Raw genomic sequence first — 22,673 nt, 5'->3', positions numbered from 1 at the left:
CAAATCGGCAATTCTTCCAGAGAGTCGGCTGGTCGCATCCGGCCCGGTGCGTTGCGCGGACCGGGCCGTGGTGGTTTCGGTTTCGTGACACTAGGCGAAGGCGTATTTTTGGATCGCTACCGCCGCCGCACCTCTTGCCCATTGATCGAACTCCGGGGAAAGGACCGCAATCCGCACCTCGGATGCCTCGGGGTCCCTATCCGCGGCAAGTGCACTGCGTACGGTCTGCTCGAACCTGCTGAACAGTTCGATGCCTTCCCCGCCCAGGACCACCACATTGACCATGGTCAGGTTCGCTGCGGCGGCAAGGAACCGCCCGAGTGCCAGCGCAGCAGCTTGAAGCACCGAGTGGGCCACCTTGTTCCCCGCAGCGGCCAGCGCAAACGCCTCCCCGTAGCCGACTTCGCGAAGCAGGGCGGTGGAAATCTGCGCACAGATGCTGGGGATCGTAAGCATCGCCGTGGAGCAACCGCGGTGCCCCTCCATACACAGGGGGCCGTTGGGATCGAGCGGGAAATGTCCGCCCAGGCCCAAACCTGCATCCCGGCCACGCACCACCTGCCGGTGAATGGCCAATCCGTACCCGACGCCCGCGCCGATGGTGACCACAGCGAAATTCGCCGCCTCGCGCCCCACGCCGAACCACTGTTCGGCGGCAACGAGTGCCGTCACGTCGTTTTCGACCAGGACCGGCAGGCCCGTGCGTTGATGCAACAGGTCTCCAAGCGGGACATTGCGCCAGCCCAGGAACGGTGCCCGTTCGATGGCCATCCCGTCGGATATCTGGCCGCCGAGGGAGATGCCCACCCCCGATATTTGCTGGCCGGCCCGCTCGCGGAGATCGCCGATCAGCTCCACCAGGACCTCAAGCACGTCCGCGACCTCGCGGGTTGGCAGGTCACGCGTGGCGCTTACCCGAGATTTGGCGCGCAGGTCGGTGAGCACCCCTTGCGCCAACTGGCCGGTGATCTTGATGCCAACGAAGAAGGTGGCCTCCTGCCGGATATCGAGCAACCGGACGGGGCGCCCCACGCTTCCATTGAGGACCAGCTCGCTTTCGCTCACGATTCCCGCATCCAGCAATGGCTTGCTCAGCCGGGTCAGGCTGGCTGCACTGAGATTCAGCCGCTGGGAGAGCTCCCCCCTGGAGCTGGGGCCATGGATCAGAATGGCCCTGGCCACTTCCAATTCCGGTTCACTGAGCAACGGAATCCGGTCGGCCGACTGCCCAGCGGGCTGGTTGCGTGTGGCGATTGAGTCGCTGCTCGTCATGGCTTCGGGTGACATGCGACCAGTTTATTTCATTTCGGTCATAAATATCGACTCAACCCGCCAAAGGATCTAGGCGCGGGCGATCAAATACCCACTTTTCGCCTGATTGTGTGGTGCTTGACACACTCATTAGTTTTGGAGTAAAAATAATAGATGACCACGACAGACCACCCCTTCGCGCCGTACCACCAGCTCCACCGCGGTGGCACCTCCGTCATCATCGATGCAACCACCGCCGGGATGCCAACGATCATCCACTGGGGCCCGGACACCGGTGAGCTCGATGAAAACGAACTGCGGGATCTTGCCAGCGCAGCACGTCCCCAACGCGTCTCCGGCGGGATCGACCAACCTGCCCGGTTGGGCATCTTCCCCCAGGAACGCTTCGGATGGCAGCACTCTCCTGCACTCGAGGGACACCGCACCTCCCGGTCATGGGCCACCGCCCTGGCCACCAGCAGAATCCGGTCCGACGAACACGCCCTGTCCATCAGCGCCGATGACCCCGACGCCGGCCTCGAATTGGTCACCGAGCTTCGGCTCAGTGCCAACGGAGTGCTCTCCCAGCGCCACACGCTGACAAACTCCGGTCCCGGTGCCTACCTGGTCAACAGGCTCTCCACCGTGTTCCCGCTGCCGCACACCGCAACCACGATCCAGGACAGCACCGGTCGCCACCTCAAGGAACGCAGCGCCCAGCGCCGACCCCTGACGGTCGGCTCGCACGTGAGGGAATCTCGTCGCGGCCGGCCCGGCGCCGACGCCAGCCTATTGATGCTGGCCGGGGAGACGCAGTTCGGACACCGCTCGGGCCTTGTCCACGGCGTCCACCTGGCGTGGAGCGGCAACCACCGGCTAAGCGCCGAGCGAACCATCACCTCCGACAACTTCATCACCGCCGGGGAACTGCTGCTGCCCGGGGAACTCACCTTGGAACCGGGGAGCAGCTACAGCACCCCGTGGGCGCTCGGCTCCTGGGGGCATGGAACGGACCAGCTCTCTGCCCGATTCCACAAGGACCTGCGGGGCCGGCCCCAGCACCCGCGAAGGCCACGCCCCGTCACCCTCAACACCTGGGAGGCCGTGTACTTCGACCACGACCTGCAGACCCTCAAGGACCTTGCCGACAAGGCAGCCACCGTGGGCGTCGAACGCTTCGTACTCGACGACGGCTGGTTCAATGGCCGCCGCGACGACACCGCCGGACTCGGCGACTGGTTTGTCGACCCGGGCGTTTGGCCCCACGGACTGTCCCCGCTCATCGACCACGTGACCGGGCTCGGCCTGGAATTCGGGCTTTGGTTCGAACCCGAAATGGTGAATCCGGACAGCGACCTGGCACGCAACCACCCCGACTGGATCCTGCACACGGCCGGCCGCTGGCCGGTGGCCGCGCGCCAGCAACAGGTCCTCAACCTTTCGCATCCCGATTGCTACGCGTACCTCCTGGAACGCCTCGACAGCCTGCTCACGAAGTACCCCATCGGCTACATCAAGTGGGACCACAACCGCGACCTGCTCGAAGCGTCCCACGCGCACAGCGGAACCGCCGCGGTCCGCGAAACCACGCTTGCGCTCTACCGGCTGCTCGCCGAGCTCAAGGCCCGGCACCCGGGACTTGAAATTGAAAGCTGCGCATCCGGTGGCGCCCGCGTCGACCTGGGCATCCTCGAACACACCGACCGCATCTGGACCTCCGATTGCATCGATCCGATCGAGCGGCTGGACAACCAGGAAAACACCAACCTGCTGATCCCCTACGAACTCATGGGTGCCCATATCGGCGGGCCCCGTTCCCACTCCACCGGGCGCAGGCACGACCTGGGGTTCATGGCACGCACCGCGATCTTCGGCCACTTTGGGATTGAATGGAACATCGCCCGGATCGACGATTCCCTGAGCGCCGAGCTCGCGCAGTGGGTGGACTTCCACAAGGAAAATCGAGCCCTCTTCCACAGCGGGGACAGCGTCCACGCTGATCATCCCGATGCCGCCATCGACATCCGGGGCGTGGTTGCCGCCGATGCCACGCGGGCAGTCTTCGCCTTCACGCTGCGGGAGGCCTCGCTCACCTACCCCGCCGGACGTTTCACCCTGCCTGGCTTGAACCCCGCGGCCAGGTATCGGGTGCGACTGAGCGAACCGCTGAATGATGCGGTGGGCAATGGCCAGTCAGCGCTTTCCTGGACACAAACCCCGCACGTCCTCAGTGGTGCCACCCTGGGAACGATGGGCCTGCAGTCGCCCGTCCTGTTCCCCGAGCAATCGGTACTGATCATGCTTGACCGGACCGACGGCTAAGGAGCAACCGTGAACAACGAAAAACCCCGCCCGAGCACCTGGCGATGCCTCGCCGGCGCCTTCCTGACGGTGGCACTCGGAGCCTCGTTGGCTGCCTGCGCCCCGGCCGGCGAGGGCCGCGTGACGTTGGACTTCTTTCAGTTCAAACCCGAGGCCGTCACCGAATTCAAGGCCCTTGTCGCCGAATTCGAAGCCCAGAATCCGGATGTAGACGTGGTCATCAATGCCGTTCCCGACCCGGATACCGCCATCCGCACACTGCTCGTCAAGGGCAAAACCCCCGACGTGCTCACGCTCAACGGCAACGGGAATTTCGCGGACCTGGCTGGGTCCTGTGTGTTCGCTGACCTATCGGCCTTTCCCTCCGCCTCCCGGGTCAAACCCGAGGTCCAGGAAATCCTGAACTCCTTGGGAACCTGCCACGGCAGCGAGACCAACGGCCTGCCCTTTGCAAACAACGCCAGCGCGATCCTCTACAACCCCGACATCTTCGCCAAATACAACGTCGAGGTTCCACGTACCTGGGATGAGCTCATTGCCGCGGCGGACACCTTCAAGGACAACGGGGTGGCACCGTTCCACCTGACGCTCAAGGATGCATGGACGGTCCTGCCCACCTATGTGAACCTTGCCGGAAATCTCAAACCGGCTGGATTCTTCGAAGATATCCGCTCCTCCTCGTGGAGCCCGCAGACAGGGACACATAGTTTCGCCGCGGACGGGGTGGAGGCCGCCGAGAAGCTCAAGCAGCTCTTCGGCTACCGCCAGCCCGGTGCAGACAGCGACGGCTACAGCGACGGGAACGCCGCCTTTGCCGCGGGAAAATCGGCCATGTACCTCCAGGGCAGCTTCGCGATTCCCGCTATCCGGGCCGCAAACCCCGAGGCAAGGATCGCGTCGTTCCCCTACCCGACCACCAACGACCCGGCCGACACAACCCTGGTCACGGGTGTCGACGTCACGTTGGCGATGGGACGGGACACCAAGCATCCGAAGGAAGCCGCGGCGTTCATAGAGTTCCTGATGAGCAGCGAGGCGATGAAAAAATACGCCGCGGGACAGTCCGCACTCGTGCCGCTGACGGATGCCGGGCCAATCACGGATCCGGCCCTGGCCGGAGTCCAGGAAATTTTCGATCAGGGCAGGGTGATCGGCTACTTCGACCACCAGGTACCCACCAGCATTCCGTTCACGGCAATGCTGCAGCAGTTCATGCTTGACGGCGACACGGCCGCATTCCTCGACCGGGCGGACCGCGAATTTGCGAAGGCCGCCGCCCGCACCTCAACGAAGAAAGGGGAATGACCATGGGCGCACCACGCCTCGCCGCGGGCCCCGCAAGGAACAAACTGCGCAGCGAAACAGTGAATCGAACGTTCTACTGGATGGTGATCCCTGCCCTCCTGCTCTTCGTCGTACTTCACACCATTCCGGCGCTGACCGGCATCTTCTATAGCTTCACCAACTACGCGGGATACGGCGAATGGAATTTTGTCGGCTTCGGGAACTACGTGAATTTGTTCAGGGACGACAGGATTCTCTCCTCGTACGCGTTCACCTTCCTCTTCGCCACGACCACCACGATCGTGGTGAACGTCGGCGCCCTTTTCATTGCCCTGTTGCTGAATGCGAAAATCAAGTTCCAGACCGCGTTCCGCGGGATCTTCTTCATCCCGAACGTGCTTTCGGTGCTGATCGTCGGCTACGTCTTCAACTACCTGCTCTCCAACAACCTGCCGCTCATTGGCCAGGCGCTGGGTATCGAGTGGCTTTCCTCCTCTATTCTCACCAACCCCGATCTTGCGTGGTTGGGCATCGTCGGGGTGACGGCCTGGCAGTCGATCGCCTTTAGCGTGATCATCTACCTGGCAGGACTGCAAACGGTCCCCGCGGAACTCTACGAGGCTGCAAGCCTCGATGGGGCGTCGCACTGGCGGCAATTCACCTCCATCACCTTTCCCATGATTTCCGCGTTCTTCACCATCAACATGGTGCTCGCACTCAAGGGCCTGCTGCAGGCCTTTGACCAGATCGTTGCACTGACAGGCGGCGGACCGGGCACCAGCACTGAATCGGTGGCCATGGTCATCTACCGGGGCGGATTCCAAGGTGGGGAATACGGCTACCAAATGGCCAACTCGGTTGTTTACCTGATCGTCATCGTGGTCCTTTCGCTGCTGCAGATGCGGACCCTACAACGCAAGGAGGCCGATTTCTCGTGAGCACACAACCCATAACCAAGCAGTCCGTGAGCGGCGAACAGGATTCCGGATCCACTCCGCCGCACGGTCCGGTGGAGAAGCGAAGAATTTCCAACGTCAATGTTCCGCTCACCGCCCTGGTGGCAGTGCTTTCGCTGACTGTCCTCATCCCGTTGTACTTCACCGTGGTCACCGCGTTGAAGTCTTCGGACCAGCTCGGCGGAACCGGATTCGAGCTGCCCACCAGTATCCACCCCGAGAACTTCACCAAGGCCTGGGAACTCACCAACTTCCCCAACGCCCTGCTGGTCTCCGGAATCGTGACGGCCTCGGCCGTGGTCCTGACGATCATCACCAATTCCATGGTTGCCTACGCCATCGCACGCAACATGAATCGGCCATTCTTCAAGGCCCTCTACTATTTCTTCATCGCCGCGCTCTTTGTCCCGTTCCCCATCATCATGCTGCCGGTGACCAAGGAAACCGCACTGTTGGGCCTGGACAACCCGGTCGGGCTGTTCCTTCTCTACACGGTCTACGGGCTGAGCTTCAACATCTTCGTCTACACGGCATTCATCAAGTCGATCCCCCCGGAACTCGAGGAGGCGGCCATCATGGACGGGGCCAGCCACTGGACCACCTTCTGGAAGGTCATCTTCCCGTTGTTGACGCCCATGAATGCGACGGTGGGAATCCTGACCTGCCTCTGGGCCTGGAACGACTTCCTGCTACCCCTGGTGATTCTTTCCGATCCGACCACCCGCACCCTCCCCCTGGTCCAGTACGTCTTCCAGAGCCAGTTCAACACCGACTATTCCACCGCATTCGCCTCGTACCTGATGGCGATGGCACCACTTCTGCTGGTCTACCTATTTGCACAACGCTGGGTTATTTCCGGTGTCATGAGAGGATCCATCAAATAATGAACGAGCACGCTGAAACCACCGCACTCGATGCCAATTGGTGGCGCCAGGCCGCCGTCTACCAGGTCTATCCGCGCAGCTTCGCCGACGCCTCGGGTGACGGGGTGGGCGACCTGCCGGGGGTGACCTCGCGCATGGGCTACCTCGCGAACCTGGGCATCGACGCGATCTGGCTCTCCCCGTTCTACCCCTCCGCCCTGGCCGACGGCGGATACGACGTCGATGACTACCGCAACGTGGACCCGCGCCTGGGAACGCTGGAGGACTTCGACGCCCTGGTCGCGGCCGCCCATGCCGCAAACATCAAGGTCATCGCCGATGTGGTGCCCAACCACTCCTCCAACCGCCACGAATGGTTCACCGCCGCCCTGGCAGCGGCACCCGGCTCCCCCGAGCGGGCCCGCTACCACTTCCGCGACGGGCTGGGCGAAAACGGCGAACTCCCGCCCTCGGACTGGCCTTCGCACTTCGGCGGACCGGCCTGGACCCGCGTCACCGAAGCCGCCGGGGAAAACGCCGGGGCGCCGGGGCAGTGGTACCTGCACCTCTTCGCCTCCGAACAGCCGGACCTGAACTGGGACAACCCGGAGGTCCGCGAGGACTTCCACACCACGCTGCGCTTCTGGGCGGACCGCGGCGTGGACGGCTTCCGCGTCGACGTGGCGCATGCGCTGGTCAAGGACATGGCACATCCGCTGCGCTCCAAGCCCTCGCTGGAAATCATCGTCGATGACGGCAGCGACGTGCTCTTTGACCGCGACGAGGTCCACGAGATCTATGCGGGCTGGCGTTCGGTGCTCAACGAATACGACCCGCCGCGCATTGCCGTGGCCGAGGCCTGGGTTCCCTTCACCGACCGGCGCCTGCGCTACGCCCGGCCCACCGGTCTGGGGCAGGCCTTCAACTTCGATCTGTTGCAGGCCCCCTTTGCGGCCGCCGCGTTCCGCGACATCGTGGCGCGGTGCCTGGAGGAGGCCGAAGCCTCCGGCGCATCCTCCACCTGGGTGTTCTCCAACCACGACGTGGTGCGCCATGCCTCGCGCTACTCCCTGCCCGACGGCACCGACGCCGCTGCCCAGGATGCGTGGCTGCTCTCCGGCGGCAAGGAACCCGCAACCGATCCGGCGCGCGGGCTGCGACGGGCCCGCGCGGCGACGCTGTTCATGCTGGGCCTGCCGGGCTCCGCCTACCTCTACCAAGGCGAGGAACTTGGCCTCCTGGAGGCCGCGGACCTGCCCCTGGACGCACTGCGGGATCCCACCTGGTTCCGCACCGGGAACAGGGTCAAGGGCCGCGACGGCTGCCGCGTGCCGTTGCCCTGGAATGCGCAGGAAGAGCACCTGGGCTTCGGCGGCCCGCCGTGGCTGCCCCAGCCCGACTGGTTTGCCGACCACGCCGTCAACGCCCAGGACGGGGTGAAGGACTCCACCCTGGAGTTCTATCGCAGCGCCCTGGCATGGCGCCGCACGCTGCAAACCACCGAGTCCCTCCACTGGGTATCGGCACCCGATGCCACGCTCGCGCACTACCGCCGGCCCAACGGGTGGGAGGTGCTCACCAACTTCGGCGCCACGCCGGCGGCGCTGCCCGAGGGACTGGACCCGGAAAGGATCGTCGTGGCCAGCGGTGCGCCGCCCGTGCCGCCCGCGCTGGTCCCGGGGGAAACCACGCTCTGGTTCGCACCGTAGTCCCGGGCCCGGGGCGCACGCGGCATCGTGGCGTGCGCCCCCGGCCTCCCTGTGGCGCGCATCAACCGGGCCCGACTGGGGGGAATGCCCGCGCTCATGGGAGAATGGTCAACATGGCAGAAGACACCTTGGGCACAGACACGCCCGTCATCGTTTCCGTTCCGGACAAGCCCGTTCTTGAGGGCCTGGAGGAACGCCTTGGCGCCCGCTGGCGCGAGCAAGGCACCTACAAATTCAACGCAGAGACCACGCGCGAGCAGGTCTACTCGATCGACACTCCCCCGCCGACGGCCTCGGGCTCGCTGCACGTGGGACACATGTTCTCCTACACCCAGACCGACGTGCTGGCCCGCTACCAGCGCATGCGCGGCAAGAACGTGTTCTACCCGATGGGCTGGGACGACAACGGCCTGCCCACCGAGCGCCGCGTGCAGAACTACTACGGCGTGCGCTGCGACCCCACGTACGCCTACGTCGAGGGTTACCGCCCCCCGGCGACCCCGGCGAAGAACCAGCGCGACTGGGACGTCGTGTCCCGCAAGAACTTCATCGAGCTCTGCGAGGAACTGGCCGTCGAGGACGAGAAGGTCTTCGAGCACCTCTTCTCCACCCTGGGCCTGTCCGTCGACTGGGACCTGACCTACCGCACCATCGACGACGTTTCCCGCTCGGTCTCCCAGCGCGCCTTCCTGGCCAACCTGGCAGCCGGCGACGCGTACATGGCCGAGGCGCCCACGCTGTGGGACGTCACCTTCCGCACCGCGGTGGCGCAGGCCGAGCTCGAGGACCGGGAAATGCCCGGCGCGTACTACCGCTACCCGTTCACCGCCGAGGACGGCACCCAGGTCTTCATCGAGACCACCCGTCCCGAGCTGCTGGCCGCCTGTGCCGGCCTGGTCGCAAACCCGGACGACGAGCGCTACAAGCCGCTCTTCGGCAAGACCGTCACCTCCCCGCTCTTCGATGTGCCCGTCACGGTCTACCCGCACGCGCTGGCCAAGATGGACAAGGGCTCGGGCATCGCGATGGTCTGCACCTTCGGCGACTTGAACGACGTGACCTGGTGGCGCGAACTGCAGCTGCCGACCCGCGCCATCATCGGCCGCGACGGCCGCGTCATCGCCGAGACCCCGGAGTGGATCACCACGCCGGCCGGCGCCGAGGCCTACGGGCAGATCGCCGGCAAGACCGTGTTCTCCGCCAAGGAGGGCGTCGTCGAGCTGCTGGCCGCCGCGAACCTGCTCGACGGGGAACCGAAGAAGATCAGCCACCCGGTGAACTTCTTCGAAAAGGGCGACAAGCCCCTGGAGATCGTCTCCTCCCGCCAGTGGTACATCCGCAACGGCGGGCGCGACGAGGAGCGCCGCGAACGCCTCATCAAGCGCGGCGAGCAGATCGAATTCCACCCCGCCTTCATGCGCTCGCGCTACGAGAACTGGATCTCGGGCCTGAACGGCGACTGGCTGGTCTCCCGCCAGCGCTTCTTCGGCGTTCCCGTGCCGGTCTGGTACCCGCTGGACGCGGCAGGGGAACCGGACTACGAGAACCCGATCCTGCCGACCGATGAGATGCTGCCGGTCGATCCCGCGGCAGACGTGGCCCCGGGATATGACGAGTCCCAGCGCAACGAAGCCGGCGGCTTCGTCGGTGACGCCGACGTGCTCGACACCTGGGCCACCAGCTCGCTGACCCCGCAGATCGTGGGCCGCTGGAGCCGGGATGAGGACTTCTTCAACAAGGTCTTCCCGTTCGACCTGCGCCCGCAGGGCCACGACATCATCCGCACCTGGCTCTTCTCCTCCGCCGTGCGCGCCGACGCACTGCACGATGTCGCCCCGTGGAAGCACGCGGCGATCTCCGGTTGGATCCTCGATCCGGATCGCAAGAAGATGTCCAAGTCCAAGGGCAACGTGGTGGTCCCCACCGACGTGCTCAACGACTTCGGATCCGACGCCGTGCGCTACTGGGCGGCCAGCGCCAAGCTGGGTGCCGACACCGCGTACGAGATCAACCAGATGAAGATCGGCCGCCGCCTGGCGATCAAGATCCTCAACGCCTCCAAGTTCGTGCTGAACCTGGGCGCCACCGAGGCCAACGTCATTTCCGGCGATGCCTCGGTGGTCACCAACGGCCTGGACAAGTCGCTGCTGGCCCGCCTGTCGCAGGTCATCGACGACGCCTCCCGCGCCTTCGACGCCTATGACTACGCACGTGCACTGGACATCACCGAGTCGTTCTTCTGGTCGTTCACCGACGACTACGTCGAATTGATCAAGGACCGGGCCTACGGTGCCCGCGGCGACGCGGAACAGGCGTCGGTGCTTGCCACCCTGGCCACCACGCTGGATTCGGTGCTGCGCCTCTTTGCCCCGTTCCTGCCCTTCGCCACCGAAGAGGTCTGGGGCTGGTGGCGCGCCGGCTCGGTGCACCGCGCTCCGTGGCCCGGCTCCGCCCACTTGGCCGGCGCCATCGAAGGTGCCAACACCGCGGTGCTGCCGATCGTCGGCGAGGCGCTCTCGGGAATCCGCAAGGCCAAGTCCGAGGCCAAGGTCAAGCAGCGCACCGCGGTGCTCTCCGGCGTGATCTCCGCGCCCGAGGCCACCTTGGAGCTGCTGCGCAGCGGACTGGGCGACCTGCTGGCAGCCGGCAACGCCAAGGACATGAGCCTGGTTGCGGTCGAAGGCGACCTGACGGTCAGTGACGTGGTACTGGCACCGGCCGAGGACACCGTCCAGGCCTAGCTTCCAGGTGCCGGGGTCCCGGCAACGAGGGCGCCGTGCCCCACCCCGCGGGGTGGGGCACGGCGCCCTCGTCTTTTCAACCGGGACCGTCCCCTCTTCCGGCATCGCACCAGGCGGCAGACAGAGGGGAAGCCCCTTCGGCTGACAAACTAATGTCGGAGGGGCTTCGACTCGGTGATGGTTCTCGTACAGCGTTGATTTAGAGAACCGGACAAAATCCTCGTTGCGTGGGTCTTGCTGCTTCGCTGCTGCAGCCGAGCTAGAAGAGATTCCAATAGCTCGTCACCGCGAATTCGGTTTTTGTTCGGCATCATTCCGGTAGTGATGCGTATTACTTTTATACGCTCCGCCCTGCGAACCAGCAAGGGGCCGAAGCAAACTTTGTGGTTTGCTCCGGCCCCTTGGTTTATTTATTGGATATTTAGGCCCTTGACAGGCTTTCCTGTTCGCTGGCCGGGACGTCGAACTGCGGGCTCTCGGTCCGGCTCCGCTTGATTTCGAAGAAGTACGGGAAGGAGGCCAGGGTGACGGCGGCGTCAAAGAGCTTGCCGGCTTCCTCGCCCACCGGGACGCGGGTGATGACAGGTCCGAAGAATGCGGTGCCGTTCAGGGCCATGACCGGGGTGCCGACATCCTGTCCGACCTGGGAGATCCCGTTCTCGTGGCTGGCCTTGAGTGCCTGGTCATGCTCGGTGCCGGTGGCCGCGTCGGCCAACTCCGGTTCGAGGCCGACCTTGGCCAGTGCACGGGAAATGACCTCGCTGTAGTCCTCGACCTTTTCGTAGTGCAGCAGCTCTCCCATGGCGGTGTAGAGATCGCCAAGTACCGCGTCGCCGTGCTTCTGCGCGGCAGCGATCAGGACGCGCACAGGCCCCCAGCCCTTGGCCACGAATTCACGGTAGTGGTCGCTCAGGCCCTCGCGGCCGTCGTTGAGCACGGAAAGCGACATGACATGCCACGCCACCTCGATGTCGCGCACCTTCTCGACCTCCAGGACCCAGCGGGAGGTCGCCCAGGCGAAGGGGCAGACCGGGTCAAACCAGAAATCAACGTGAGTCTTCTCGGACAACGTACTACTCCTTCGATTGGATGACATGAGTGGTCGAGCCCCGGGCTTCCCCGTGGGGCCGGACCCGGGGTTTACAACGTAATTGCTAGGCGGTTTTCTTCCCGCGCTTGTCGACGACCTGCGCGGAGATCAGGGACGGTTCGGCCCCATTGAGCACCACATCGGCCGTGATGACGACCTCGGCGACGTCGTCGCGGCTCGGCATTTCGAACATGGTGGCGCTGAGGGTTTCCTCCAGGATCGCGCGCAGTCCCCGGGCTCCGGTGTCGCGGGCCAGGGCGAGGTCGGCAATGGCTTCCAGGGCACCCAGTTCAAAGGTCAGCTCGACGCCGTCCATGCGGAACATCTTTTGGTATTGCTTGATCAGCGCGTTCTTGGGTTCGGACAGGATCTTGATCAAGGACTCGCGGTCAAGCTTTTCCACGGTGCTGATCACCGGGAGCCTGCCGATGAATTCCGGGATGAGCCCGAACTTCAGCAGGTCCTCCGGGCGCACGTCCGAATACGAGGCGGCCTCGGACTTCAGCGCCGACAGCGGTGCGCCGAAGCCAATTCCCTTGCGCCCGGCACGGGAGGAAATGATCTCCTCGAGTCCGGCAAAGGCGCCCGCGACGATGAACAGCACGTTGGTGGTGTCCAACTGGATGAATTCCTGGTGCGGGTGCTTGCGTCCGCCCTGCGGCGGAACCGCCGCGACGGTGCCCTCGAGAATCTTCAACAGGGCCTGCTGGACTCCCTCGCCCGAGACGTCCCTGGTGATCGAGGGGTTCTCGCTCTTGCGCGAGATCTTGTCGATCTCATCGATGTAGATGATCCCCTGCTCGGCCCTCTTGACGTCGTAGTCCGCCGCCTGGATGAGCTTGAGCAGGATGTTCTCGACATCCTCGCCCACGTAGCCTGCCTCGGTCAACGACGTGGCGTCGGCGACGGCGAAGGGAACGTTGAGCCGCCGGGCCAGCGTCTGGGCCAGGTAGGTCTTGCCGCAGCCGGTGGGCCCGATCAGCAGGATGTTGGACTTGGCGACCTCGACCTCGTCGAGGGAGTTGGCGTCGGAGAGTGCCGAAACGGACTTGGCCGCCGCGCCGCCCTGGATGCGCTTGTAGTGGTTGTAGACGGCCACCGCCAGCGAGCGCTTGGCGCCTTCCTGGCCGATGACGTATTCCTGCAGGGAGTCGAAGATTTCCTTCGGCTTGGGCAGTTCGAAGTCAACGCCCTCTTCGACCTCGGCGAGCTCTTCCTCGATGATCTCGTTGCAGAGTTCGATGCACTCGGTGCAGATGTAGACGCCGTGGCCGGCGATCAGCTTGCGAACCTGCTTCTGGCTCTTGCCACAGAAGGAACACTTGAGCAGATCAGACCCTTCACCCATGCGTGCCATCGTATTGGTCCCCTTATCTGGTACCGGTAAGACCGGCCCGAGAGAACCGGAAATGCTGAACTGCCTTAACTCTATGACAGAGCGCCGTCAGAATGGGCGAACGGGCGGCCCGTGGTGCGCATGTTTCGCGCCCCGCGGAAGCCGCCCGCCCGCCGTGTCCCGCGCCTAGCGGGTGATGCTGCCCTGGGACTTGATCTTGCGCGGGGTCAGGACCTCGTCGATCAGGCCGTAGGTCTTGGCCTCGGCGGCGGTCATGTACAGGTCGCGTTCGATGTCGTTGCCGACCTCTTCCGCGGTCTTGTTGCTGTGCCCTGCCAGGGTGGTCTCGAGCCAGGCACGCATGCGCATGACTTCCTCGGCCTGGATCTGCAGGTCGCTCGCGGTGCCGCGTTCGCCGCCGCCCATGGCGGGCTGGTGGATCAGCACGCGTGCATTGGGAAGCGCCAGGCGCTTGCCCGGGGTGCCGCCGGCCAGCAGCACCGCAGCGGCGCTGGCGGCCTGGCCCAGGCAGACGGTCTGGATCTCGGGGCGGACGAACTGCATCGTGTCGTAGATGGCCGTCATCGCGGTGAACGAGCCGCCTGGCGAGTTGATGTACAGGGTGATGTCGCGCTCGGGGTCCATGGACTCCAGGACGAGCAGCTGGGCCATGACGTCGTCTGCGGAGGCGTCGTCGACCTGGGCACCAAGGAAGATGATGCGGTCTTCGAACAACTTCGCGTAGGGGTCCTGGCGCTTGAACCCGTACGGGGTGCGCTCCTCGAACTGCGGAAGGATGTAGCGTGCCGAGGGCATTTCGCCGGAGGTGGCATGCGGGGTGAAATTCATCGTATCTCCTGGGAAATCAGTTAGGTCTGCCGGGGTTCCGTCGCGTTACTTTGCTGCAACCCCGCCGCCACCGGAGACGATGCCGGAGGACTGGGCGATGTGGTCGAAGAAGCCGTATTCGAGGCCTTCGGTGGCGGTGAACCACTTGTCGCGCTCGTTGTCCTTGAGGATGGTCTCAACGGTCTGGCCGGTCTGCTGGGCGGTCAGCTCGCTCATGACCTTCTTCATGTGGAGGATCAGTTCGGCCTGGATCCGGATGTCCGAGGCGGTGCCGCCGATGCCGCCGGAGGGCTGGTGCATCAGGATGCGGGCGTTCGGGGTGGCGTAGCGCTTGCCCGGGGTGCCCGAGGAGAGCAGGAACTGGCCCATGGAAGCGGCCAGGCCGGTGGCGACGGTGACGACATCGTTGGGGATGTACTGGATGGTGTCGTAGATCGCCATGCCGGCGGTGATGGATCCGCCCGGGGAGTTGATGTACAGGTAGATGTCCTTCTCCGGGTCTTCCGCGGAGAGCAGGAGCAGCTGCGAGCAAATCGCGTTGGCGTTGTCGTCTCGGACTTCCGAGCCGAGCCAAATGATCCGCTCCTTGAGGAGTCGATTGTAGATGTAGTCCTCGCGATTGGCCGGATCTACCGAAGCCATCGTGGGAGTGCGGGAGTCACTGGACATGTTCTGATACCTCTCCGTGATGCCGAGCCCCGATGTTCTGTCCGTCGGGCCACCGGCTCTTTACTTCCTTGAACATTACTGCCTTGGCCAGTGACTTTGGCGGTGCAGGGGCAGCTGTTCGCTGTCGGCGCATGGTGCGCGGGGCCGCCATCGCCATGGGCTTAAAACCGGGGTTAAAAGCAGGCGCGGAGCCACCTTTTGCAGGTGGCTCCGCGCCTGGGGAGTTCAATGCCGGGTCAACGGCGCCGCGCTACTTGGCGGATGCCGCCGAGGCCGAGGAGGCGGAGGAAGCCGAGGAGGCCGAGGAGGCCGACGATGCGGAGCCCTCTTCTTCTTCGCCTGCCGGGCGCACGAAGTCGCTCAGGTCAACGACGTTGCCGTTGGTGTCGGTGACAACAGCCAGTTCCAGCACCTTGGCAAGTGCCTTGCGGCGGCGAACTTCGCCAACCAGCATCGGGACCTGGCCGGCGCCGTCGAGCATCTGCGCGAACTGGTTCGGGTCCATGCCGTACTGGCCGGCGGTCTGGACGATGTAGTCGATCAGTTCGGACTGGGCAACGCCAATCTTCTCTGCTTCGGCGACGGCGTCGAGCACGATCTCGTTCTTGAAGGCCTTGGCGGTGTTCTCGCGAACCTCGGTGCGGTGCTCTTCGGTGTCGTGCTCTTCACCCTCGTTGTGGGCGCCCTGCTCGAAGTGCTGCTCGACCTGCTCGGTGATGACGGATTCCGGAACCGGAACCTCGACGAGCTCCATGAGCTTGTCCAGGACGAGGTCGCGGGCGGCAACGCCCTGGTCCATGACCTTGGACTCGGCAGCGTCCTTGGCGAGGGATTCGCGCAATTCGGCCATGGTGTCGAACTCGGAAGCCAGCTGCGCAAAGTCGTCGTTGGCCTCCGGGAGCTCGCGCTCCTTGACGGCGGTGACGGTGACCTTGACCTGTGCGTCGGCACCTGCGTGCTCGCCGCCGGCAAGCTTGGTGACGAAGGTTGCGTCTTCGCCTGCGGACAGGCCGGTGACGGCCTCGTCCATGCCCTCGAGCATGGTGCCGGAGCCAACCTGGTAGGACAGGCCGGTGGCCGAGTCGACTTCTTCGCCTTCGACCGAAGCGGTCAGGTCAAGGGTGATGAAGTCCTGGTCGGCGGCCGGGCGCTCGATGGACTTGAGCGTGCCGAAGCGGCCGCGCAGGTCATCCAGTGCCTTCTCGATGTCGGCTTCGCCGGCTTCGGTGGCGTCAACGGTGACTTCCAGGCCCTTGTACTCCGGCAGTTCAATGCTCGGGCGGATGTCGATCTCGACCTGGAAGGCCAGCTGGCCTTCGCCTGCAACCTCTGCGGAGGGCTGCTCGGTGATTTCGACCTCGGGGCGCGAAAGCGGAACGATCTCGTTCTCGGTGACGGCCTGCTGGTAGTAGGTGTTCATGCCTTCGTTGATGGCAGTTTCCAGGACGTAGCCACGGCCGACGCGCTGATCAATCATGCGGGCCGGGACCTTGCCGGCGCGGAAGCCGGGAACCTGGATCTGCTTGGCGATGGTCTTGTAGGCCTCAGCGATACGCGGCTTCAGTTCCTCGTAGGGAACTTCAACGGTGAGCTTGACCCGGGTGGGGGTGAGGGTTTCGACGGCGCTCTTCACAGCGGTGTACTCCTGGTGTGTGATGTTTGGTCTGAGCTGGACTTCAACCCCGCAACGGTATCCGTTGCGGGGTTGAAGGTACAGAGTCGGGGTGACAGGATTCGAACCTGCGACCTCACGCTCCCAAAGCGCGCGCTCTAGCCAAGCTGAGCTACACCCCGATAAGTGCAGAAACAGTCTATGCAAAATAAACAAGTTTCCACTAATCGGCCCGTCAACCAGAAGTTTGGATTTCGTCGACGGCGCGGAACAACCATACAAGCAATCGCGGGAAAACAAAATTCGTGCTTTCGCATGGGGAAAAGCCCCGAATTACCGCAGTTTCCGGGGTCAGGCGACCATGAAAGGAGACGGGAATTCCCTCACGGCGCCGCCCCGCGGGGCGAAAAGGGATCGACGTCACAATTAGGTGCAAGGGGGCGGAATTCCACTGCCCGGGGAAAGAAAAACGACCTGGTTCGCATTGAACCAGGTCGATCTTTTTGGAGGGGATGACGGGAATCGAACCCGCATCATCAGTTTGGAAGACTGAGGCTTTACCACTAAGCTACATCCCCGCATTTGCCCACCTCGTCGGTGGCAACGGATAAAACCTTAGCACCACAATTCCACACCGTGCAAATCCGGGCCCGGACTTGCACAGATCCTTGTCAATCCGTGTGTTCGGGATTCGAACGGGGACATGTCCACCGAGGGTGCTCAGCCCCGGGATCGGCCGGCGGGCTGGCAGCCCGGGCACCAATACAGCTTGCGCCCGGCGACCTCGGCCAGTGAAATGGCGGCGCTGCACCGGCGGCAGCCGCGGCCCTGCCGCTGGTAGGTGTAGTAGGCGTTGTCGGGCCAAAGAGGCCCCACCGCATCGCGGTGTTCGGCCAGGGTGGTGATGATCTTTCCCTCCCGGACCCCGTCGGCCATGATCGAGGCGATGTCGTCCCACAGCATCCCGGCCTTCCGCGCTGACAGCTCGCAACTGGGCAGGAACGGGTCGATCCGCGTGCGGAACAGCGCCTCGGCGCGGTAGATGTTGCCCACCCCTGCGAGCACGCCCTGGTCCATCAGCGTGGTTCCGATCGGGGTCCTCTTGCGTGCCAGGCGCGCCACGAAGTCCTTGCGGGCAGCACGAGCCGCGGCCTGGTTGGCCTCGCCCGTGCCCCTGCCCTTGGCCAGGTTGAATTCGCCGGCGGCAGCCACCAGGGGATCGGGGCCAAGTTTGGCACGCACGGCCAGCGCCTGCACGTCGCTAAGCACCTCGCAGGCGCTGGGCCCGCGCAGGTCCGCCCAGCCGTGCTCGGACACCAGCCGGGCGCGCACCTGGCCGACGGGTTCGGGAGGGCCGGTGTAGGGGCCGGTCTCCTCGTCGGGGCCCTGCTCGCTCTCCCCCACCTTGCGCGGGGCTCCGATCGAGGAGGCGCCGGAGAAGTGTTCGTCGCCGCCGAAGCTCCAGGCACCATAGAGCCCCAGGTGCACCCGCAGCACCAGGTCGTTTTCGAAACCCAGGAAGAGCTGCTTGCCATGCGCCTGGGAGGAGATGAGGCGTTGGGCATCGATCATCCGGGCCGCGGGCCCGAAGCGGCCCTGCGGGGAGGAAACGGCAAGGACTTGCCCGCCAAAGACATCGTCAAATTGGCGGGCAAGCCGGTGTACGGAGTGGCCTTCGGGCATGGTGGTGTGCCGTGGCCTGGTTAGGCCACGACCTCGCCGGTGGTTTCGTAGGTGGCGATCTTGCCGATGCGGCGGATGTGGCGCTCGACGTTGGAGAACGGCTCGGACAGGAAGGCCTCGATGATGCCAGTGGCTTCCTCCAGCGAGTGCTGGCGGCCGCCGACCGCCACGACATTGGCGTCGTTGTGCTCCCGCGCCAGGCGCGCGGTGTCGAGGTTCCAGGCCAGTGCGGCGCGGATGCCCGCGACCTTGTTGGCGGCGATCTGTTCTCCGTTGCCCGAGCCGCCCAGCACGATGCCCAGCGAGTCCAAGCCTGCGGCCCGGTCGGCAACCACGGCCAGGGCGGCGTTGATGCAGAAGGAGGGGTAGTCGTCCTCGGCATCGTATGCGGTGGGACCGTGGTCCACCATCTCGTAGCCCTTGGCGCCAAGGTGTTCGATGAGGTGGGCGCTGAGCTCGAGGCCTGCGTGGTCGGTGGCAATGTGAACGCGCATGTTTTGTGTCCTTAGACCGTGGAGGGGAAGATGCAGGCACAAGCCTAGCGCCGGGTGCGCCATGGCACTAAGTCGATGACCCCGCCGGGCGCCGGTCGACTGCCCCGAGGCTTGGTGGGGGCCCCGGGTTCCGGGCGCACGGAGGCATGCTCGTCGGCGTCTGGATCCCCCACGACGACGGGCACGGAACCGCATTGAGGGCGAGAGCGGCGGGGCGGCCGCTAGATGAAGTGCGGCCCGCGCCCGCCCAACCGAAGCAGGCCGGAGACCATCGAGCGCGCGGTCAGGACGCTGGTGGCGGGGTTCGCGGGGTCCGGGAAATTCTCGATCGCGAACCGGTAGTTCCCGCCGCGCCCGCGCATCTCGATCACATGGCTGGTCAGCGTCGCACCCGGATCGGCAACGATGTCAACGCGGACCAGGCCCATGTCCCCGGCCGCCAGCCCCAGTGCCGCCGCGACGTTGATGTTGGAGGGAAAGAGCCGGACGGCATCGGCCACGGAACCGCCAAAGACGTGTCGGGGCACGCCCGCGGTGCCGGCCGCGGCAATCGATTCCCGCAGTTCATCCGTCAGTCCGGGGTGAAGCAGTGCCGTAGGGGGCTTGCGCGTGCCCAGGGCGATGCGCTCGATGGTTCCCGCCGAGGCGCGGAGCAGGTCCAGCCCGCCGATGGCGCCGGTGGACAGGTGGCAGCGTCCGGGCCCTTCTTCCAGCAAGGTCGCGCGCAGCCGGTCATCGACGAGCGCCCCCAGGGAGGCGACGAGCAGGTCGGTGCCCGCCCCAACGATCCCGGGGCCATAGGTGCGCACCGCCGCCGGCGAGGCGCATTCGACAATGACGTCGGCCCGTTCCGTGGCGGTTTCCAGATCCAGCACCGGGACCAGGTGCCCGTCGGGCCCGGCCACGCGGGCAGCTGCGGTCCGGCCCTCCAGGGCGGCCCGGTCAAGCACCCCGAGCACCCGCACGACCTGCGCATGCGGCGCCAGCATCCGGTGGACCGCCTGGCCGATTGCGCCATATCCCAGAAGAACCACATCAATTCCCATGTCATCCATCAAACCAGTCCCGCGCCACTTGCGGCACCGTGGGGTGTTGGTGAGACAATGGGCACACTGTTCAAGGCTTGTTTCACACTCCGGTGCCGCCCCGCAATCCACACCGCCGCGGCGCCACGCCGGGTGGCAGGCCCGGAACACCAAGATTTTCGCCACCGGCAACCATCGAAAGGCGCGTTAGCGACCATGCCAGGAATGAACCTCACCCGCGAAGAGGCCCGCACCAGGGCCGCATTGATCACCGTCCACTCCTACGACGTCGAACTGGACCTGACCGGGTCCGACACGGTCTTCTCCTCGCGCACCACCGTGCGTTTCTCCGCCGCCGAGGGTGCGGAATCCTTCATCGACGCCGTCACCTCCGCCGTCCGCTCGGTGAACCTCAACGGCACCGAGCTGGACCCGGCCGAGGTCTCCGACGGCGTGCGCATCGCCCTGCCGGGGCTCGCCGCGGAGAACACCCTGGTCATCGACGCCGATGCGCTCTACATGAACACCGGCGAGGGCCTGCACCGGTTCGTGGACCCGGTGGATGACGAGGTGTACCTGTACTCGCAGTTCGAGGTGCCCGATTCCCGGCGCATGTTCGCGGTCTTCGAGCAACCCGACCTGAAGGCCACCTTCGCATTCACGATCACCGCACCCGCGCACTGGGACGTCATCTCCAACGCCGCCACCCCGGCGCCGGTCGACGCCCGCGACGGAGCCAAGACGTGGGCCTTCGCGCCGACGGCGCGCATCTCCTCCTACATCACCGCGCTCATCGCCGGCCCCTACCAGTGCGTCCGCTCCGAGCTGACCAGCAGCGACGGACGGGTGATCCCGCTGGGCGTCTTCGCCCGCGCCTCGCTCATGGAGCACCTGGACGCCGAGAACATCTTCACGCTCACCCGCCAGGGCTTCGAGTTCTTCGAGAAGCAGTTCGGCACGCCGTACCCGTTTGAAAAGTACGACCAGCTCTTCGTGCCCGAGTTCAACGCCGGGGCCATGGAAAACGCCGGAGCGGTGACGTTCCTGGAGTCCTATGTCTTCCGTTCCCGGCCCACCGATGCCATGGTCGAACGCCGCGCCATCACCATCCTGCACGAACTGGCCCACATGTGGTTCGGCGACCTGGTGACCATGCGCTGGTGGAACGACCTGTGGCTCAACGAGTCCTTCGCCGAGTTCATGTCCACGCTCGCCGCCGCGCAGAACACCGAATTCACCTCCTCGTGGACAACCTTCAACATCCTGGAGAAGAACTGGGCCTACCGCCAGGACCAGCTGCCCTCCACCCACCCGATCGTCGCCGAGATCCGCGACCTCGAGGACGTCCAGGTGAACTTCGACGGGATCACCTACGCCAAGGGCGCCTCCGTGCTGCGCCAGCTGGTCGCCTGGGTCGGCCAGGAGGAATTCATGGCCGGGGTGCGCAGCTACTTCACCAAGCACGCCTGGGGCAACACCGAGCTGCCGGACTTGATGCGCGAGCTTGAGACCTCCAGCGGGCGCGACCTGTCCGAATGGTCGAAACTGTGGCTGGAAACCGCCGGCGTCAACACGCTGCGCGCGGTGATCTCCACCGACGAGTCCGGGCTGATCACCGACTTCGCGATCACCCAGACCGCCGTCGCCGAACACCCCGTGATCCGCCCGCACCGCCTGGCCGTGGGCTTCTACGACCTTGATGCCGAAGGCTCCCTGGTCCGCGTGCACCGTGAGGAACTCGACGTCGCCGGCGCATCCACCTCCGTCCCGGCGCTGGCGGGACACCGGCGGCCGGCGTTGGTGCTGGTCAACGACGACGACCTTGCCTACGCCAAGATCCGCCTCGATGAGCGGTCGCTGGCCACGGCCACCGCACACCTGAAGGACTTCGGCCAGTCCCTGCCGCGCACCCTGGTCTGGGGCGCCGCCTGGGACGCGGTCCGCGACGCCGAGACCGGCGCCCGCGCCTACCTGGAACTGGTGCTGAACAACATCGGGCACGAAACCGATTCCACCGTGATCATGGTGCTGCTGCGCCAGCTGAACACGGCCCTTGACTACTACGTCGACCGCGCCCACGCCCCGGCCGCGCGGCAGTCCGCCGCCGACAGGCTCTGGGACCTGGCGCGGGCGGCGGCGTCCGGCTCCGACGCGCAGCTGCAATTCGTCGGCGCCTTCGCCCACCTGGCGCACACCCCCGGGCAGCTCGACGCCGTCGCCGCGCTGCTCTCCGGCGAACAGGTGCTGGAGGGGCTGGCGGTGGATGCGGAGATGCGTTGGGACCTGCTCACCTCCCTGGCCGCCGGCGGCCGTGCCGATGCCGCGGCAATCGACGCCGAGCTGGAACGCGATGCCACCGCCACCGGGCAGCTCGCCGCGCACACGGCCCGGGCAGCCATGCCCACGGCCGAGGCAAAGCGCGCCGCCTGGGACGCGGTGATCGGCGGGAAGCTCTCGAACCTCGAACAGCGGGCGGCCATCACCGGCTTCAACCACGTGCACGATGCGGCCCTGATCGCCGACTACGTCGACGAGTACTTCGAGGCCGCCCGCACGGTGTGGGAGACCAAGAGCTACGAGATCGCCCAGCAGATCGTGACCGGGCTCTACCCGGCGGCACAAACCACCCCCGAAACGCTGGCCGCAACCGATGCGTTCCTGCAGCGGCTGGGCGACGAATCCCCCGCCCTGCGCCGGCTCGTCATCGAGGCCCGCGATTCGGTGGTCCGCGCGCTGGCCGCCCAGGCAGCCGACGCCTAGCACCGTCGCGGCCGCGGGAGGCGGGGGTG

Annotated in this window: 16 protein-coding genes and 2 tRNA genes; 7 read left to right on the top strand and 11 right to left on the bottom strand. The window is 65.4% G+C overall.

From position 1 onward, the window contains the following. Window positions 1–90: 90 nt before the first annotated feature. Complete coding sequence (locus KRR55_RS04110) at window positions 91–1,287, bottom strand: ROK family transcriptional regulator (protein ID WP_254455837.1); 1,197 nt, start codon at window positions 1,285–1,287, stop codon at window positions 91–93. A gap of 138 nt (window positions 1,288–1,425) precedes the next feature. Here KRR55_RS04110 and KRR55_RS04105 point away from each other — a divergent pair, with 138 nt between their 5' ends. The 6 genes from KRR55_RS04105 (at window position 1,426) to valS (ending at window position 11,126) form a co-directional block, all read left to right on the top strand. Continuing rightward, the gene (locus KRR55_RS04105; protein WP_217387796.1) at window positions 1,426–3,573 is read left to right on the top strand and encodes an alpha-galactosidase; all 2,148 of its coding nucleotides are present in this window, start codon (window positions 1,426–1,428) and stop codon (window positions 3,571–3,573) included. A 9-nt stretch (window positions 3,574–3,582) separates the two neighbouring features. Beyond that, complete coding sequence (locus KRR55_RS04100) at window positions 3,583–4,878, top strand: ABC transporter substrate-binding protein (protein WP_217387795.1); 1,296 nt, start codon at window positions 3,583–3,585, stop codon at window positions 4,876–4,878. A gap of 2 nt (window positions 4,879–4,880) precedes the next feature. Next, entirely contained in the window at window positions 4,881–5,795 is a 915-nt protein-coding gene (locus tag KRR55_RS04095) for a carbohydrate ABC transporter permease (protein ID WP_254455836.1), read from the top strand. A 71-nt stretch (window positions 5,796–5,866) separates the two neighbouring features. Further along, window positions 5,867–6,697 (top strand): carbohydrate ABC transporter permease, encoded by an 831-nt coding sequence (locus tag KRR55_RS04090; RefSeq protein WP_217388262.1) that lies wholly within the window; start codon window positions 5,867–5,869, stop codon window positions 6,695–6,697. After that, the gene (locus tag KRR55_RS04085; RefSeq protein WP_217387794.1) at window positions 6,697–8,385 is read left to right on the top strand and encodes a glycoside hydrolase family 13 protein; all 1,689 of its coding nucleotides are present in this window, start codon (window positions 6,697–6,699) and stop codon (window positions 8,383–8,385) included. The genes KRR55_RS04090 and KRR55_RS04085 overlap by 1 nt, the downstream gene beginning before the upstream one ends. Before the next feature lie 113 nt (window positions 8,386–8,498). Continuing rightward, complete coding sequence (gene valS, locus KRR55_RS04080; RefSeq protein ID WP_217387793.1) at window positions 8,499–11,126, top strand: valine--tRNA ligase; 2,628 nt, start codon at window positions 8,499–8,501, stop codon at window positions 11,124–11,126. 421 nt (window positions 11,127–11,547) lie between these two features. Here the strand turns inward: valS and KRR55_RS04075 are convergent, their stop codons facing one another. The 10 genes from KRR55_RS04075 to KRR55_RS04030 all read right to left on the bottom strand — a co-directional run bounded on the left by KRR55_RS04075 (window position 11,548) and on the right by KRR55_RS04030 (window position 19,905). After that, the gene (locus KRR55_RS04075; protein WP_217387792.1) at window positions 11,548–12,222 is read right to left on the bottom strand and encodes a mycothiol-dependent nitroreductase Rv2466c family protein; all 675 of its coding nucleotides are present in this window, start codon (window positions 12,220–12,222) and stop codon (window positions 11,548–11,550) included. A 58-nt stretch (window positions 12,223–12,280) separates the two neighbouring features. Next, on the bottom strand, window positions 12,281–13,573 hold the full coding sequence (gene clpX / locus KRR55_RS04070) for an ATP-dependent Clp protease ATP-binding subunit ClpX (protein ID WP_217387791.1): 1,293 nt from the start codon (window positions 13,571–13,573) through the stop codon (window positions 12,281–12,283). Window positions 13,574–13,738: 165 nt separating this feature from the next. Further along, window positions 13,739–14,401 carry an ATP-dependent Clp protease proteolytic subunit gene (locus KRR55_RS04065; protein WP_217387790.1) on the bottom strand — a complete coding sequence of 221 codons (663 nt, stop codon included), beginning with the start codon at window positions 14,399–14,401 and terminating at the stop codon, window positions 13,739–13,741. Window positions 14,402–14,446: 45 nt separating this feature from the next. Further along, entirely contained in the window at window positions 14,447–15,043 is a 597-nt protein-coding gene (locus KRR55_RS04060) for an ATP-dependent Clp protease proteolytic subunit (RefSeq protein ID WP_217388261.1), read from the bottom strand. Window positions 15,044–15,320: 277 nt separating this feature from the next. Beyond that, complete coding sequence (gene tig / locus KRR55_RS04055) at window positions 15,321–16,703, bottom strand: trigger factor (RefSeq protein WP_217387789.1); 1,383 nt, start codon at window positions 16,701–16,703, stop codon at window positions 15,321–15,323. An 86-nt stretch (window positions 16,704–16,789) separates the two neighbouring features. After that, a tRNA-Pro gene (locus tag KRR55_RS04050) sits at window positions 16,790–16,864 on the bottom strand. 322 nt (window positions 16,865–17,186) lie between these two features. After that, window positions 17,187–17,260 (bottom strand) — tRNA-Gly (locus KRR55_RS04045). Between the two features lie 142 nt (window positions 17,261–17,402). Continuing rightward, a complete protein-coding gene (locus KRR55_RS04040) occupies window positions 17,403–18,365 on the bottom strand; it encodes an Fpg/Nei family DNA glycosylase (RefSeq protein ID WP_217387788.1) in 963 nt (320 codons plus the stop codon). A gap of 20 nt (window positions 18,366–18,385) precedes the next feature. Next, window positions 18,386–18,859, bottom strand: coding sequence for a ribose-5-phosphate isomerase (locus KRR55_RS04035; RefSeq protein ID WP_217387787.1), 474 nt, complete (start codon window positions 18,857–18,859; stop codon window positions 18,386–18,388). Window positions 18,860–19,080: 221 nt separating this feature from the next. Beyond that, a complete protein-coding gene (locus tag KRR55_RS04030; protein WP_217387786.1) occupies window positions 19,081–19,905 on the bottom strand; it encodes an aspartate dehydrogenase domain-containing protein in 825 nt (274 codons plus the stop codon). A gap of 195 nt (window positions 19,906–20,100) precedes the next feature. Between KRR55_RS04030 and pepN the strand changes: the two genes are divergently transcribed. Further along, window positions 20,101–22,644, top strand: a complete 2,544-nt coding sequence (gene pepN, locus KRR55_RS04025) for an aminopeptidase N (RefSeq protein WP_217387785.1) — start codon at window positions 20,101–20,103, stop codon at window positions 22,642–22,644. Window positions 22,645–22,673 lie beyond the last annotated feature (29 nt).

Origin of the sequence: Paeniglutamicibacter quisquiliarum, from assembly GCF_019084045.1 — a bacterium.
Taxonomy (GTDB): domain Bacteria; phylum Actinomycetota; class Actinomycetes; order Actinomycetales; family Micrococcaceae; genus Paeniglutamicibacter; species Paeniglutamicibacter quisquiliarum.
The sequence above is the reverse complement of the archived record's forward strand: the minus strand, read 5'-3'. Positions and strand labels throughout refer to the sequence as shown.

What these genes read in the sequence shown, in the direction of transcription:
- KRR55_RS04060 (WP_217388261.1), bottom strand. Translation starts at nt 15,043, where the DNA reads ATGGCTTCGGTAGATCCGGCCAATCGCGAGGACTACATCTACAATCGA.
- KRR55_RS04040 (WP_217387788.1), bottom strand. Translation starts at nt 18,365, where the DNA reads ATGCCCGAAGGCCACTCCGTACACCGGCTTGCCCGCCAATTTGACGAT.
- KRR55_RS04110 (WP_254455837.1), bottom strand. Translation starts at nt 1,287, where the DNA reads ATGTCACCCGAAGCCATGACGAGCAGCGACTCAATCGCCACACGCAAC.
- KRR55_RS04105 (WP_217387796.1), top strand. Translation starts at nt 1,426, where the DNA reads ATGACCACGACAGACCACCCCTTCGCGCCGTACCACCAGCTCCACCGC.
- KRR55_RS04095 (WP_254455836.1), top strand. Translation starts at nt 4,881, where the DNA reads ATGGGCGCACCACGCCTCGCCGCGGGCCCCGCAAGGAACAAACTGCGC.
- KRR55_RS04065 (WP_217387790.1), bottom strand. Translation starts at nt 14,401, where the DNA reads ATGAATTTCACCCCGCATGCCACCTCCGGCGAAATGCCCTCGGCACGC.
- KRR55_RS04075 (WP_217387792.1), bottom strand. Translation starts at nt 12,222, where the DNA reads ATGTCATCCAATCGAAGGAGTAGTACGTTGTCCGAGAAGACTCACGTT.
- KRR55_RS04030 (WP_217387786.1), bottom strand. Translation starts at nt 19,905, where the DNA reads ATGGGAATTGATGTGGTTCTTCTGGGATATGGCGCAATCGGCCAGGCG.
- KRR55_RS04035 (WP_217387787.1), bottom strand. Translation starts at nt 18,859, where the DNA reads ATGCGCGTTCACATTGCCACCGACCACGCAGGCCTCGAGCTCAGCGCC.
- valS (WP_217387793.1), top strand. Translation starts at nt 8,499, where the DNA reads ATGGCAGAAGACACCTTGGGCACAGACACGCCCGTCATCGTTTCCGTT.
- clpX (WP_217387791.1), bottom strand. Translation starts at nt 13,573, where the DNA reads ATGGCACGCATGGGTGAAGGGTCTGATCTGCTCAAGTGTTCCTTCTGT.
- pepN (WP_217387785.1), top strand. Translation starts at nt 20,101, where the DNA reads ATGCCAGGAATGAACCTCACCCGCGAAGAGGCCCGCACCAGGGCCGCA.
- KRR55_RS04085 (WP_217387794.1), top strand. Translation starts at nt 6,697, where the DNA reads ATGAACGAGCACGCTGAAACCACCGCACTCGATGCCAATTGGTGGCGC.